The organism is Streptomyces sp. MNU89 (genome assembly GCF_020982505.1).
Lineage (GTDB): Bacteria > Actinomycetota > Actinomycetes > Streptomycetales > Streptomycetaceae > Streptomyces > Streptomyces xinghaiensis.
In genome coordinates, this window is sequence record NZ_JAJKLL010000001.1 from 1,202,044 (window position 1) to 1,216,182 (window position 14,139).

Annotated in this window: 8 protein-coding genes and 1 tRNA gene; 3 read left to right on the forward strand and 6 right to left on the reverse strand. The window is 75.6% G+C overall.

Annotation, left to right across the window (positions count from 1 at the left end; translation table 11 throughout):
- Positions 1 to 340 precede the first annotated feature (340 nt).
- Positions 341 to 417, reverse strand: a tRNA-Pro gene (locus tag E4N63_RS05285).
- A gap of 199 nt (positions 418 to 616) precedes the next feature.
- Here E4N63_RS05285 and E4N63_RS05290 point away from each other — a divergent pair.
- Complete coding sequence (locus tag E4N63_RS05290; protein ID WP_019710747.1) at positions 617 to 907, forward strand: YiaA/YiaB family inner membrane protein; 291 nt, start codon at positions 617 to 619, stop codon at positions 905 to 907.
- A gap of 231 nt (positions 908 to 1,138) precedes the next feature.
- Here E4N63_RS05290 and E4N63_RS05295 read toward each other — a convergent pair whose 3' ends face one another.
- A complete protein-coding gene (locus E4N63_RS05295) occupies positions 1,139 to 1,528 on the reverse strand; it encodes an MmcQ/YjbR family DNA-binding protein (protein WP_230240073.1) in 390 nt (129 codons plus the stop codon).
- A 526-nt stretch (positions 1,529 to 2,054) separates the two neighbouring features.
- Here E4N63_RS05295 and E4N63_RS05300 point away from each other — a divergent pair.
- Positions 2,055 to 5,375, forward strand: coding sequence for an amidohydrolase family protein (locus E4N63_RS05300; protein WP_230240074.1), 3,321 nt, complete (start codon positions 2,055 to 2,057; stop codon positions 5,373 to 5,375).
- Between the two features lie 208 nt (positions 5,376 to 5,583).
- Positions 5,584 to 6,336, forward strand: coding sequence for a uridine kinase (locus E4N63_RS05305; RefSeq protein WP_125625883.1), 753 nt, complete (start codon positions 5,584 to 5,586; stop codon positions 6,334 to 6,336).
- A gap of 388 nt (positions 6,337 to 6,724) precedes the next feature.
- Here E4N63_RS05305 and E4N63_RS05310 read toward each other — a convergent pair whose 3' ends face one another.
- From E4N63_RS05310 to E4N63_RS05325, 4 genes are all read right to left on the reverse strand, one after another.
- Positions 6,725 to 11,173 (reverse strand): trypsin-like peptidase domain-containing protein, encoded by a 4,449-nt coding sequence (locus E4N63_RS05310; RefSeq protein WP_230240075.1) that lies wholly within the window; start codon positions 11,171 to 11,173, stop codon positions 6,725 to 6,727.
- 55 nt (positions 11,174 to 11,228) lie between these two features.
- Positions 11,229 to 11,540 carry a trypco2 family protein gene (locus E4N63_RS05315; protein ID WP_230240076.1) on the reverse strand — a complete coding sequence of 104 codons (312 nt, stop codon included), beginning with the start codon at positions 11,538 to 11,540 and terminating at the stop codon, positions 11,229 to 11,231.
- 51 nt (positions 11,541 to 11,591) lie between these two features.
- Positions 11,592 to 12,815, reverse strand: a complete 1,224-nt coding sequence (locus E4N63_RS05320) for an MBL fold metallo-hydrolase (RefSeq protein ID WP_230242356.1) — start codon at positions 12,813 to 12,815, stop codon at positions 11,592 to 11,594.
- 438 nt (positions 12,816 to 13,253) lie between these two features.
- Positions 13,254 to 14,093, reverse strand: a complete 840-nt coding sequence (locus E4N63_RS05325; RefSeq protein WP_125626479.1) for an SAM-dependent methyltransferase — start codon at positions 14,091 to 14,093, stop codon at positions 13,254 to 13,256.
- Positions 14,094 to 14,139 lie beyond the last annotated feature (46 nt).

Consider the following 14,139-nt stretch of genomic DNA (forward strand, 5'->3'; position numbering starts at 1 on the left):
CGGCGAGGAGCACGGCGGTCCCCGTCGTATGGGAGCGGCGCCGGTGCTCCCAGTCGGGAAGAGGCCCGTGAACGGACAAGGGGTTCTTTGGCCGGTCGCCGGCCGGATCGGCCCGGTACGGGCGGGTGACCTCGGACGGGAAGGGTTGACGACGGCCCCCAGCGGCTCGGTACGGCCGGCTACGTCTACCGGATCGGGTGACGGACGAAACGGGCGTGGTTGACACGTCTGGGAGGTGGGAGCGCGAGGGCTCCCAGAGGGCTCCCCCTTGCTCCCACCCCGGGAACGGCAAAGGCCGTTCCCGCTACCCGCGGAAACGGCCTACGACCTGCGAAAACGCTGGTCGGGACGACAGGATTTGAACCTGCGACCCCTTGACCCCCAGTCAAGTGCGCTACCAAGCTGCGCCACGTCCCGGTGCCCGTGCGGCCTGGGGTTTCCCCCTTGCCGACCGCGCAGGAGAAACAATACCGCACCCTGCGGGGTGCTTGCCCACCCCATTCCGGTGGCAGGGAGTGAGCGGCCGGGAGAACCGAGCGGGGGCCGGGAGGGGCGGGGGACGGGGATGAGTACGGCTACTCATGTGCCGGAGCGGTGGAGCGGCGACTCTACCGGCATGAGCACTCCCATCGAGCGGCCCACGACCACGGCGTTCTTCGTGCAGGCCGCGATCTCGTTCGCGATCTCCCTGGTGGCGATGTCCTTCGGCATCGCCAAGCTGCCACTCGGCCCCTGGGAGCGGGGCTTTCTCGCCCTCGGGCTGGTCTTCGTCGTGACGTCGAGCTTCACGCTCGCCAAGTGCGTGCGGGACCGGCAGGAGGTCACGGAGGTGTCCAGCCGCGTCGACAAGGCGCGGCTGGACAAGCTGCTCGCCGAGCACGATCCCTTTGAGACGAAGAACCTCTGACGGGCGGTGGGAGGGCCGTCAGGGCACCGGCGGGCGGCCACCGTCCGTCACGCTCCCACACCGTACGGTTGCCGTTGTTACTTTCCGTGATGTTCCCTCGAGTCGTCCAGGAGGCTGCGCGGGTGTTCCGGCCGCCGGTCCGGTCGAGGCGCCCGGTGGCCGGCTCCCGCGTGTGCCGTTCGGGAGCGCGCCCGTTCGTCCGGTGATGAGGCCGCGTTCCGGACGGAGGTGTCAGCGGTGGGACGGCTTCGGTGGTCGGCCCGCGGTCGCGTCCCGGAGGTCCGGGTGCGCCTCGGCGAGGGTGCGCGGGGCGGCCTGGCGCCAGGAGTCCAGGAGGATCGCGCGCAGTTCGGCCTCGTCGTCCAGCGCGGCGAGACGGACCCGCAGCCAGGCGTAGTGCTCGTCGTGGCCCTCCCGGAGGAAGAACTTCTCCGGTTCCGCGGCGATCAGCTCCGCGCGCTCCTCGACCGGGCATTTCACGCCCACCGAGGCGTCGTCGTCGGCGAGCGACGCGAAGATCTTGTTGCGCACCCGGAAGGTGGGCATGCCCCAGGCGAGCTTCTCCTGCGTCTCGGGGAGGGAGAGGGCGATACGGCGGACGTCCTCGGCGGTCGTGGTCATGGCGGCGCTCCCATCGGTTCGGGCCTGCGGCTGTATGGGATCCGGACGTCACCGACCGTAGGTGCCGCCACTGACATTGATGCTCATGCTCATGCTCGGGTTCCGGTGGTCGCGGTTCCGCCGTTGATGTGCGCCCTCACGGCGTTTTCCGGCGTCCGCCCGGGCCGCCGGGCGGACGCCGGTGTGCCGAGGCCCGTTGCGTGTGACGTGTGTGACACGCCGCACGGGTCAGCTCTCGCGGGGCTGGGCAGAGTGGTGGGGCGCTCGTCCGTCAGCGGCGGTGTACGGAGGCGGCCGCCGGGCCGCGCCCGTTCCCGCCTTGCCGCTCCTCCGCCCGGACTCCGTCCGGCCCTATACGGGAGGCCCGTTGGACACCACCGCATCCGCCCGCACCGGCAGCGTCACCGGAAATGCTCCAGATCCTGAGGCCTCCGGCGTCCCCGCTGTCCCCGGCGTCTCCGGCGTCTCCGGCGCTACTCGCGCCGTTGGCGCCCCCGGTGGTCCGCCGGCCGCCGCGGACGAGCCCGTGCCCTTGTCCCGGCGGTGCTTTCTCCGCGCCGCCGCCGGTACCGCCGCGGCGGGCGCGGCCGTCTCCGGGGTCACCCCCGCGCTGCCCGCCGCTCCGGCCTCCGCCGCACCCGCGCCTGTACCCACACCCGCCCGGCGCGTCCCGCTCTCCCTCACCGCCGCCACCAACGGCGCCGGGACGCTCTCCCCCGGCGGCGGACGGCTGGTCGCCGAGGTGCAGAACGTCCTGTGGTCCGTACCCGTCGGTGACAGTGACAGTGACAGGGACGGTGACCATGGCCGTGACGGAAGTGCTGCCGGCGGTGGCCCCACCGGAGATGTGGCGGGCTCCGCCACCGCTCTCACCCCGCCCGGCCTGGAACCCACCCGCCCCGTGTTCTCGCCGGACGGCGAACTGCTCGCCGTCTGCGCGTACCGAGGCGGCGGCTTCCATCTGTGGCTGCTGCGGCCCGACGGCTCCGGCTTGCGTCAGCTCACCGACGGGCCGTGGGACGACCGCGGCCCGGCCTGGTCGCCGGACGGCACCCGGATCGCCTTCGCCTCCGAGCGCGGCGGCGACCCGGTGGCCGGCAGCCCGTACCGCATCTGGACCGTCCGCGTGGCCGACGGCCGGCTGACACAGCTCACCGGGCCGGACGAACGGAAGGGCCCCGGCCCGGAAGGCCCCGGGCGGGAAGACCCCGACCCGGAAGACCCCGGCCAGCACGGCGCCTGGGAGGACTTCGACCCGGTCTGGTCGCCGGACGGCCGCCGCGTCCTCTTCGTCCGGGCCCGGCTCGACGGGGCCGGGCTCGACGCCCGGACCATCGCGTCCGTCCCCGCCGACGGCGGGGGCCCGGTGACCGCTGAGCACACCGATTCCTCCACCGCCCAGCTGATGACCCCGGCCGTGTCGCCCTCGGGCCGGCTGGCGTATCTGCGGACCACGCCGTTCCCCGACGCTTCCTGCACGCTGGTCGTGGACGGCACCGAGGTCCCCCTGGACGGCGACGTGGCGCCCGTGCCGCCGCGCTGGACCGGTCCGGACGAGCTGCTGCTGACCATCGGCGGCCGCTTCCGCCTGGTGCGCCCGGACGCCCCCGGGCCCGGGCGGGAGATCCCGTTCACCGCCACGATGCCCGTCACCCGCCCCCGCTACCGCGTCAAGCGGTACGACTTCGCCGGTCACCGCGCCCGCCCGGTGCGCGGCATCCATCTGCCCGCGCTCTCGCCGGACGGCCGCCAAGTCGCCTTCGCCGCCCTCAACTCGCTCTGGATCGCCGCTACTTCAGACGGGCGCCCGCCGCGCAGACTGGTCCGTGCCGAGCCGGCCCGCTTCCTGCTCGGCCCTTCCTGGGCTCCCGACGGCGCGTCCCTGGTGTACTCCGACGACCGCGACGGGCTGTACGCCGTCCGCCGCCACGACCTGCGCACCGGAGCGGAGACCGTGCTCGCCCGGGGCGGCCGGGTGTTCCCGGCGCTGTCGCCCGACGGCGGGCGGCTGGCCTCCCTCGACCTCGGCGGCCACCTCGTCGTCACCGATCTGGGCAGCGGTTCGGAACGGATCCTCGCCGCTCCCCTGGGCAGTGGTGGCCTGCCCGGCCGGCCGAGCTGGTCACCGGACGGCCGGTTCCTCGCCCTCTGCGACCGCAACCGGCTCAACCAGCGCTTCCGCGAGGGCTACAACCTGATCCGGGTGGTCGACGCGGAGAGCGGCGCGGCCCGGCTGCATCCCGTCGCCCCGCATGTCTCCCTCTCCGACCGCTACGACTCGGGTCCCGTCTGGTCTCCGGACGGGCGTTCGATGGCGGTCATCGTCGAGTCGGCACTGTGGCTGCTGCCCGTGCGGCCCGACGGCACACCCGACGGCGAGCCGCGCCGGCTGACCGACGAGGCCGCGGACCACCCGTCCTGGTCCGGCGACTCCCGCACGCTCCTCTACCTCTCCGGCGACCGGCTGCGCCTGCTCGGCGCGCGCGGCGGCGGTACGCCCCGTACGGTCCGCGTCCCGCTCGGGCACCGGCGCCCGAAGGCCGCGAGCTCCGTCGTGCACGCCGGGCTGTTCTGGGACGGCACCGGCGAGCGGGTCCGCGAGGACGTCGATCTCCTCGTACGGGACGGACGGATCACCGCGGTCGAGCCGCACCGCGCGGGACGCGCGGCGCGGCGCCGGATCGACGCCTCGGAGCGAACGGTCCTCCCCGGTCTGTGGGACGCCCACACCCACCCCTGGCAGAGCACCTATGGCGGTCGCCAGACGGTCACCCAGCTCGCCTACGGCATCACCACGGCGGTCTCCCTCGGCGGCTTCGCCCACGAGCAGGCACGGCTGCGGGAAGCCGTCAACGCGGGCGCGCTGGCCGGTCCGCGGCTGCTGACGACGGGCGAACTGCTGGACGGGCCGCGGGTCGCGTACAGCATGGGCCGCGGCCACCGGACGCGCGCCGGGCTGCGGCGTTCCCTGGAGCGGGCCGCGGCGCTCGACTGGGACTTCGTGAAGACGTATGTGCGAGCGCCCGGCTGGGTGATGGAGGAGGCCGCGCGGTTCGCGCACGACCGGCTCGGGGTGCGCTGCGGCAGCCATCTGCTGACCCCGGGGATCCAGCTCGGGCAGGACCTGACCACGCATCTGCAGGCCACCCAGAGGCTGGAGTACGGGCACGCGACGACCGCGACCGGGCACGCGTACGACGATGTCGTCAATGTCTACTCGGCGGGCGGGGACTTCCATCTGATCGCGACACCGTTCACCGCGCTGTGGCTGCTCGGCACCGATCCGGAACTCGCGCGCGACCCGCGCGTGACGGCGCTGATGCCCCCGTGGGACGTCGCCGTGGTGACGGAGCAGGCGGGCCTGCCGCCGTCGGCCGCGCAACTGGACACCCTGAACGAGGAGATGGGGGTGTACCGGCGGGTGCTGGCGGCGGGCGGACTGGTCGCCCTCGGCACGGATGCGCCCCTGACGCCGGTGGGCCTCCATCTCCATCTGGCGCTGCGCGCCCTGCGCCGCAGCGGGCTGTCGGCGGCGCGGACGCTGCGTACGGCGACCGTGCTGCCCGCGCAGGTGTTCGGGGCCGAGCGGGATCTGGGCACGCTGGAGCCGGGCAAGCTGGCGGACATGACCGTGGTGGACGGCGATCCGTTCACGGACTTCGACGCGCTGGTGCGGACGGTGTCGGTGGTGCGGGGCGGGGTGCCGTACGAACAGGCGGACCTGATACAGCGGGTGACGGGCCCCGGTGAAGCGGACCGGCGGTCCGAGACGGTGGGCACGGACTGGGCGGCGGTCGGCCGGCAGATGCGCCGGGACGGCTGCTGCGACGCGGGCCCGGAGCGGTGACGCGGCGGGCGCGGGACCCCCTGCCGGACGGGCCCGACGGGGGGGGACGCGGGCCGAAGCCCGTCGGGGCGTGCGGCACGACGGTCGGGGGCGCGCCCGGACGGGCGCGCCCCGTACGGGAACCGCGAGCCGCCGCCCGCTCCTGCCCGGCAGAACCGATCTTCACTCCGTCAACACAACCAGCCGCGTCACTCGATAGATTCAGCCCATGGAATTGCGACCCGCCGGACAGGCGGACGTGCGTCACTCGGCTTCGACATGGCAGCAGCCCACCCCGCCCGCCGCCTCGCCCCAGCGGAGCGCCCTCGTCGCGCTACTCGCCAGGCGCGTGGCGCGGCTGGGCGGCGGGCGTCTTCTCGTGGGGATCGACGGCTTCACCGCGGCGGGCAAGACCGGCTTCGGGCACGAACTGGCCCGGCACGTCGCCGCCGCCGGACGCCCGGTGCTCCGTGCGACGCTCGACGACTTCAAGAAGCCGTGGCGCGACCGGCACCTGTACGACCGGGAGTCCGGCGAGGGCTACTACCGCAACGCGTTCGACTACGAGGCGGTCGAGCGCCTGCTGCTGCGCCGCTGCCGCAGGCCCGGCGAGACCTCAGCCGTGCTGTGCTCCATCGACCCGCTCACCCAGCGGGACCACTCCGATCAGCCCACGCCGCTCGCCCCGGACACGGTGCTGATCGTGGACGGCGTCTTCGCCTTCCGCCCGGAGATCAACACGTACTGGGACTTCCGGATCTGGCTCCACGTGGACCCGGAGGTCTCCGTCCGCCGGGGCGCCGAGCGCGACCGGGAGCGGTCCGGCGCGGATGCGGAATCGATCCACCGCGACCGGTATCTGGCGGCGCACCGGGTCTACCTCCGGGAGGCCGACCCACTCCCCGGGGCGGATGTGGTCATCGACAACACGGTCTTCTCCGATCCCCGCGTGGTGAAGGACCCGGCGGCCCTGCCGCTCTGAGCGGACCGGCCGGCAGCCACTCCCCCGGCACCCGTTCCGCGCCGGGCGGTGCGGGCGCCCCCCTCCGTGCCCCCGGAAAGGCACGGCAGGTCGCGCTGACGCCGGTGGTGGCGGTGACGGCGGTGGTGACGGCGGTGACGGCGGTGACGGCACAGGTGATCCGTGTGCCGATGCCGGTGGTGACTCTTCCTCCGGCAGCGTGCCGCACGGTACCGGAGGGCCCCGCGCCCACGGTCCCGTCTGGGGTGCCGGCGCCCCGGCCCCCGGTCCCCCGGTCTGTGCGGTGCCCGTGCCCGTCTTCGCGGCCCGGGGCGCCGTTCGCCGTGCCGGTGCCCGCAGTCCCCCGCGGTACCGGGCGTCTCGTGACGTGACGGCGTGGCGCGGAACGTCAGCCGCCGCCGGCCGCACTTCCCGTGAACCCGCTGTTCCCCGCCGCCGAGGCCACGGTCCCGGCCGGCCCGGGGACGCGCCCCGCGCCGGGCTCTCCGGCCGTGTCGTCCGGGTCGGGGCGGGCGAACACCACGTCCGCCGCCGCGCGCACCGCGTCCGGTTCCAGTTCGGCCAGCAGCGGCAGCGCGTGGTACCAGCCCTCGGCCGCCAGTACTTCGCCCAGCAGCCGGCGGGCCTGGGCGGTGCGTTCGGGCGTACGGCCCCCGGCGGGCGGCCCGGCCGCGCCGATCCACCGGCGCGTGATCCACGCCGCCTGCCCGAACAGTGCGCTGTCACCCGGAATCGCGAGCATCGGTCCGGCCGATCCCACCAGTACGGCCGCGAGTTCGGTCAGTGCCGCGCCGCGCTCCCCCGGGTCGTGGATCTCCCGGGCGAGTTCCTCCGCGCCCGCGAAGTCGCCCTCGGCCGCGCGCAGCAGAGCGGCAGGGCCGTAGTCGCCGGGTTCCGGCCAGGGATCGTCGCGAGGGTCCGGGGGGCCGAGCAGTTCGCTGACTTCCCTCCGTGGTTCCCCCGGCAGCAGGGGCACGACCGCTCGCAACGCCGCCTGGGAGAGGTGAAGTTCGATCGGTGACGCGGCCTTCACGGCCCGTGCCAGGTGGCCGGCCATGCGCTGTGCGCGGGCCGGGGAGCGGTACCCGAGGGCCGCCAGCAGGAACGGCAGCGTGCTGACGGCATGGTCCGGATGGTCCTCGTCCGGGGACCGGGCAACCGTGCAGCGGCTCTCCACGGACACCGCCAGGGATTCGGCGGCCGCGCGGTCGTGGTCCCAGAGGAGCGAGGAGAGAAGCGCGGCATGTGCGGTCCGCTGGTCGTCGGTGAGCGTGTCCGCGAGTTCCCGTGCCCTCGCGCCGGCTCCGAGCCGCTCCAGCGCCACCGCCACGGCGATCCGCGCCCACCCTTCCGGCGGGCCGCCCCCGCCGCCGGAGGTCTCCAGCGCGGCCTCCAGCGTCCGGAGGGCAGCGGCGCTGTCGGTGGCGCCCCGGCGCACCGCTGTCTCGGCCAGGGCCCACCACCGCAGGGCCGGTTCCCCCGTCGCCCTGGCCGAGCGCCCGGCCCGCTCGTACTCGCCCACGGCCGCCAGCGCCTCGGCGAGCCGGACGAGCGCCGCGTCGTCCAGGCCGGCACCGGCCTCCGGCCCGTACAGCGCCTCGGCCGCCGCGTCGAGCAGTTCCGTCGCACGCGGGCGGTCCGTGCCGAGCAGGTGCCCGGCGACCGTGCTCAGCGCCGCGGCGGAGTCCTGGAGCCGGCTCAGCCCGGCCGCGCAGCGCAGGGCCTCCTCCGGGTGGCCTTCCTGCGCGAGAGCCCGGACCAGCGCCAGACGCAGCCTGTCGGCGTCCCGGCCCATCACCGCCCCGTCGTCCAGGATGCTCAGGGCCCGGTCGAGGCGCCCCCGGCGCACCCACGCTCCGGCGATGGCCTCACTCCTGCGCCACGCCGCCCACGAGGAACGCTCGGCCGGGGACCGGGCGGCGAAAGCGACCGCCTCCTCCGGCAGCCCGCCGAGGGCCAGCGCCACCACCGCTTCCGTCCCGGCCGCGGTCCCGGTCGCGATCCCGGCACCGAACACGGTGAGCGGCTCGGACCCGGGCTCCGGCCCGGAACCGGAGGAGTCGGCGCACCGAGCCAGGGCACGCGCGAGCCGGGCCGCCCGCTCCGGCCGGGCGTCCCTGAGCTCCGGTACCGCCAGAACCGTGACGGACAACGGCCCGATCCGCGCTGCCCCGGCTCGGGCCTCGGCTTCCGCCTCCGCCTCGATCCCGTCGAGGAGCCGGTCCCTCCGCGTCTCGTCGTGGCCGGCGCAGGCCCGGGCCACCGCCACCAGCACCGGCGTCCGGGAGACCGGCGAGGCCCAGCCGGCCGCGGCCGCCTCCGCCTCGTCCAGGAGACGGGCGGCCGTCCGCGCGTCGTGCGGCCGCAGCGCGGCCGCCACCTCGGCCAGCGCCTCGGCCGCTTCGGGGGACGTCTCCACGGTCTCGATGACGGCCACGACCTCGGGCGTTCCGTCGGGGCCGTCCGGTCCGTCGCCGAAGACGGGCTCCGCGTCGACGTCCTTGAGCCGTTCCACCAGGGCCAGCGCCTCGTCCGCCCGTCCGCACGCGGCGAGGACGACCGCCGCGCCGCGGTGCAGAGGGCCGGGGTTCCCGTCCGGCGGCGACCCGTCCACGGGAAGGTGGACCGCCAATTCCTCGGCCTCACGCACCAGTTCGACGGCCCGCTCCCGGTCGCCGCGGCGCGCGAGGACCCGGGCGACGCCCACCAGGGCCATCGCCCGCTCGAACAGGTCGTACACGCTGCGCGCGAGTCCTTCCGCGCGCAGGAGGTCCCCCGACTCGGCCACCACGGGCGGCAGTTCCGGCGGCAGCGCGCGGTTGCGGCCCGCCAGCAGGTCCCGCGCCGCCGCCAGGGGCGCCAGGTGCGCCAGGTCGTCCGGGTCCGTGTCGCGCAGCAGCCGTATCGCGGTGTCGATCTCGGCGAGCGCGGCGGCGTCGCTGCCGGTTGCGTCCCGGAGCCGGTCGTGTCGGCGGACGTCGGCGGACAGCCGGGCGGCCCGCACGGCGTCCCCGAGGCCGGTGACCAGACGGCTGTACGGGCGCAGGAGGTACGGCGGGGTGGTACGGGGCCAGCCGCGCTGCGCGTATCGGGCGGCCCAGTGGTGCAGGCGTGCCCGGTACTGCTCGATGTCGCCGCCCAGTTGGCCGAGGGCCGCGGTGTAGAGCGTCTCGTGGGCGAAGAGGTGGCCGCGGGTGGCGTCGGGGTCGTCCCGGGGCGCCGCCCGGTCGCCGCTGCTGCCGGAGTTGAGAGCGTCCGCGTAGTCCCGCACCCGCAGCAGCCGGCCGAACGCGCTGCCCAGCCACTTCCGCAGGTCCAGGTAGGGCCGCCCGGTCAGCTCGTGCAGGTCGCGCGGGGTGAGGCTGCCGCGGGCGGCGGTGAACAGGCCGACGAGTTCCCGCCCGAGTTCGTCCTCGCCGTAGAGCGCGTGGGAGAGGTCCCAGCGGGCCTCGTCCTCGGTGTGGCGCGCGGCCTCGGCGGTCCGCAGCGGGGTGACGACGGCCGGGTTCCGCAGCGGGTGGCCACCGGGGACGTCGTGCGGCAGGCCCGGGTTGGGGCGGCTGGTGACGAGCACGCGCACCTGGGGCGGCAGCCGCGGCGGCAGCAGTGAGGCGATGCTCGGGCCGGTGCCGCCGGGGCGGGTGGACTGGTCCTCGTCCAGACCGTCCACGACGAGCAGCAGCGTGCCGCCGTCCCGGGCCACCCGCCGCGCGGCCTCCTCCAGGAGCAGCCGCCGCTCGCCGTCCCGGGCCATCGGCAGGGCGTGCGCCGACGGAGCGCGGCCGGCGATGGCGGCGAACTGGTGGACGAGGGCCTCGGTGAAGGCTCCGCTGTCCGACTGGCCGGCGAACCGGGCCGTGATGAAGAACCACACCGGTACGACACCGCGCGGCGGGTGCAGGGCGAACCAGGCGGCGAGCGCCGTCTTGCCGGCCCACGGCGGTGCCTGGAGCCAGCGGTACGGCTCCCCGCCGCCGCAGAACGCGACGAGCTCCGCCAACTCCTCCTCCCTGCCGTCCAGTCGCAGCGGGGCGATGTCCCGGAGCTGCGCCCGGTAGACGGACTCGGCCAGGGCGGAGGCCGCCGGGGGCAGCACGTCGGGCAGCGCTGCGGGGTCGAGCCGGGTGTCCAGGCACGCCTCCAGGGCGTGCAGTTCCGCGGGCGTGAGGCGTTCCGCCCAGCGGTCCACGCGGCTCGCGGCGAGCCGGCCCGGCCCGTCGGTGCGGTGGTGCTCGGCGACGACGCCGATGACGTGGCCGCGGCTGAGCACCACGGCGCCCGACATGCCGGACCACGGCGAGACGACGGGACCGGCGGGACCGGCGGGAGGGGCCGGACCGGCGGAGGAGACGGCCGGGCCGGGCTCGGCGGGCGGGTCGGTGCTCAGGTCGAGCGTGCCCTCGCGGCGGTTGGACAGCACGGCGCAGGTGGCCACGGCGTGCGCGGTGTCGCGGTAGGACGAACCGTCCACGTCCCGGCGGAGTTTGAACAGCGGGAAGCCGACCGCGCTGCAGCGCAGGACCGCGTCCCGTTCGCCGATCCGGCCGAACGGCGGAAGCCACGGCGGCTGTTCGCCGCCCGCCGCTCCGGGGTCCACCGACACTACGGCGGCGTCGACGCCGTCGTGGCGCCACGTCACCTCGGCGTCGAGGGTGCGTTCGCCCGGCCGGTCGGCGTCGAACCGTACGCGCACCCGCGCCGCGTCCGCGACCACATGGGCGGCGGTGAGCACCCGGCCGGGCCGGACCAGGAGGCCCGATCCGCGCCGGGTGCCGTCGCCCGCCCGCGTCGCGATGATCTCGGCGACGCGGGCGGCGTGCGACGGCTCGGTGTCCACTGGCCCCGTCCCGTTCCCGTTTCCCCGTCCGTTCCCGTTTTCGTCCGCGCCGCCGTCAGCGTTCGCCGTCGGCCTCGTCGCCCGCGATCAGGGCGGGCCCGGCGGGACGGCCGTCCTCGCCGGTCCGTACGGGCTGGAGGGTGACGGTGATCCGCTGGGTGGCGGCCCGGGTGAGCCGTCCCTCGGCGCCGGCCTCGACGACCCAGAAGCGGACCCTGCCGCTGCCGCCCGCCTCCCGGCCCACCTCGACGGCCGCCTCGACCTCGACCGGCCCGGCCTCGAACCGCAGCGCTTGCCCCTCGCCGTCCGCCATGGCGGACGTCAGCTCACGCCGCAACTCCCGGATCATCTCGGACAGTTCGATCACGCGTTCCCTCCCCCGCCGCGCCTGCGGGGTGCCCCCGCACGGCCTCGCATCCTACTGGCCGCCCCGCGCACGCCCGGAGCAGTACGGACGGTGCGCCGCCTCCGGCGCGCCGCCGGCAGCCGGTCCGGCACCACCGGGCGCCACCGCGCGGTCACCGTCCGCGGTCCGCTCCCCCGCTGCGGCCGGCACGGCCACCGCGCGCCACCACGGCTCGCCGGGCAGCGGACCGTCCCCGCCCGGCTCGAACGGCTCGCCGGGCCGGGGCGCGGCGAGCCGCACCCCCGCCTCCCGCGCCGCCGCCACGGTCCGTTCGGCGGGCTCCTCCCACGGGTGCGGCGCGAGGTTGAAGGTGCCCCAGTGGATGGGCAGCAGGGCACCGGCCGGTGTCCCGCCGGACAGGTCGAGGTGGGTCCGCACCCCTTCCTCCGGGGTCATGTGGATCTCCGGCCAGTGCTCGGAGTACGCGCCGATCTGGATCATCGTGGCGTCGAACGGGCCGTACGCGGCGCCGGTCTCGGCGAACCCGTGGTAGTAGCCGGTGTCCCCGCTGTGGAAGACCCGGTGCTCCGGGCCGGCCACGACCCAGGAGGCCCACAGGGTCCGCATCCCGCGGACGATCCCCCGGCCGCAGAAGTGCCGCGCGGGCGTGGCCGTGAGCGTCAACTCACCGACCCGCGCCGACTCATGCCAGTCCAGTTCGTCGATGCGCGCCGGGTCGACGCCCCAGTGTTCGAGGTCCGCCCCGACGCCCAGCGGCACGGCGAACCGGGTGCCGGTGGCCGCCAGTGCGCGGACGGCCGCCATGTCCAGGTGGTCGTAGTGGTCGTGCGAGATGACGACCACGTCGACCGGCGCCAGGTCGTCCAGCGGCAGCGGCACGGGGTGCAGACGGCGCGGTCCGGCGAAGGCGAACGGCGAGCAGCGCTCGCCCCAGACCGGGTCGAACAGCACCCGGTGGCCGTCGATCTCCGCGAGCACGCTGGAGTGCCCCATCCAGGTCAGCCGGAGACCGGACGGGGGCGGGGCGCTCCGGGTCTCCGCGGCGGGCCGGTGCACGGGTATGGCACCGGCGGGCGCGCGGCGTCTGCGCGCCTCCCGGTCGAACTGGGCGCGCAGCAGCGCCCGGCCGGCGCCCGGCAGCATCATGCGGGTGGGCACCGGGTTGCGGAACTGCCCGTCCGCCCACTGCGGCGATCTGCGGATGCGTTCGAGACGCTCCCCGGCCGGGTCCGCGCCGAAGGCTGCGGGCCGCAGCCGGGCGGCGAGGGAACGCAGCGGTCCGGGGGCGGCACGCCGCGGGCGGTCCGGACGGGGCGCGGGACGAACCCCGGGACGGGGCGCGGAGCTGGATTCGGATTCGGGCACGGGACCTCCGTGGGGCGGCTGCTCGGTGGTGCGCCGCGGCACTCGCCCCGGCGCCCGGTGGTGTCCGCCGGCGGTGCCGCCGGCGCTGTGCTCGACAGGAGAACGGTGGGGCGGTCCGCAAAATGCCCGCACCGCGCCGCCACCCGGGGTCCGTCCCCGGCACGGCGGAGCCGGCCCCCGGGTGACGGCGCGGCCGGACGGAGGGGGCGGCAGGGAAGGGCGGACGGACGGCGGACGGCCCGGGGAGCCGGCGCGGCAGGGGCCGGGGCCGGTCCGCGCGGAAGCCGCGCGGGCGCGTGCGGGGCCGGGCCCGCCGTCCGTACGCGGGCCCGGCCCCCGGCGGGCCGTTCAGGGCTTGCGGCCCACGCCCCCGTAGCACGCGACGGTGCGTCCCCCGGCTTCCCCGGCCTTCCCGGTCCCCTCCTCGGGCCGCCAGGCCGTGGCCTGGACCAGTCCCGGGTCGAGCAGTTCGTAGCCGTTGAAGAAGGGCAGGATGCGGGCGTGCTCGCGCAGGGTGAGGTGGGCCGTGGTCCGGTCGTAGACCTTGACGACGTCCTCACCCTCCGCGCGCCGCCGCCTCTCCCCGTGGAAGTCGGCGGTGACGTGGCTGAGGATGAGGTGGCTTCCGCCGGGCAGGGCCTCGCCGAGGGTGGCGAGGATGCCCTCCGGGTCCGACGCGTCGTCGATGAAGTGCAGGACGGCGACGAGCATCAGGGCCACCGGCTGGTCGAAGTCGATGAGCCGGCGGATGGTGGGGTGGTCCAGGATGGTGCGCGGTTCCCGGACGTCGGCGTGGACGAAGGCGGCGTTGCCCTCGTTGGTCAGCTTGGCCTCCGCGTGGGCCGCCACGATGACATCGTTATCGACGAACGCCACCCGGGTGTCGGGCGCGATCTCCCGTGCGATCTCATGGGTGTTGGGCGATGTGGGGATGCCGGTGCCGATGTCGATGATCTGCCGGACCCCCGCCTTGACGACGGTCCGCACGGCCCGCTGCATGAAGGCCCGGTTCGCCCGCGCGGTGGCGCGGGTGTCCGGGGCCAGCTTCATGACTTCCTCCGCGGCCACGCGGTCGACCTCGTAGTTGTCCCATCCCCCGAGGTAGTAGTCGTACATCCGGGCAGGATGCGGTCTGCTGGTGTCGATATGCTCGACAGGGAAACCCTGGTCGGTCACACCGGTCTCCATTTCTGTCTTTCCCCCTGTCCGTGGGGAGTTCCCCCGTGTCCGTGCG

Excerpts from the sequence above, each read along its gene's own strand:
- E4N63_RS05325 (WP_125626479.1), bottom strand. The coding sequence starts at position 14,093 with ATGGAGACCGGTGTGACCGACCAGGGTTTCCCTGTCGAGCATATCGAC.
- E4N63_RS05290 (WP_019710747.1), top strand. The coding sequence starts at position 617 with ATGAGCACTCCCATCGAGCGGCCCACGACCACGGCGTTCTTCGTGCAG.
- E4N63_RS05305 (WP_125625883.1), top strand. The coding sequence starts at position 5,584 with ATGGAATTGCGACCCGCCGGACAGGCGGACGTGCGTCACTCGGCTTCG.
- E4N63_RS05295 (WP_230240073.1), bottom strand. The coding sequence starts at position 1,528 with ATGACCACGACCGCCGAGGACGTCCGCCGTATCGCCCTCTCCCTCCCC.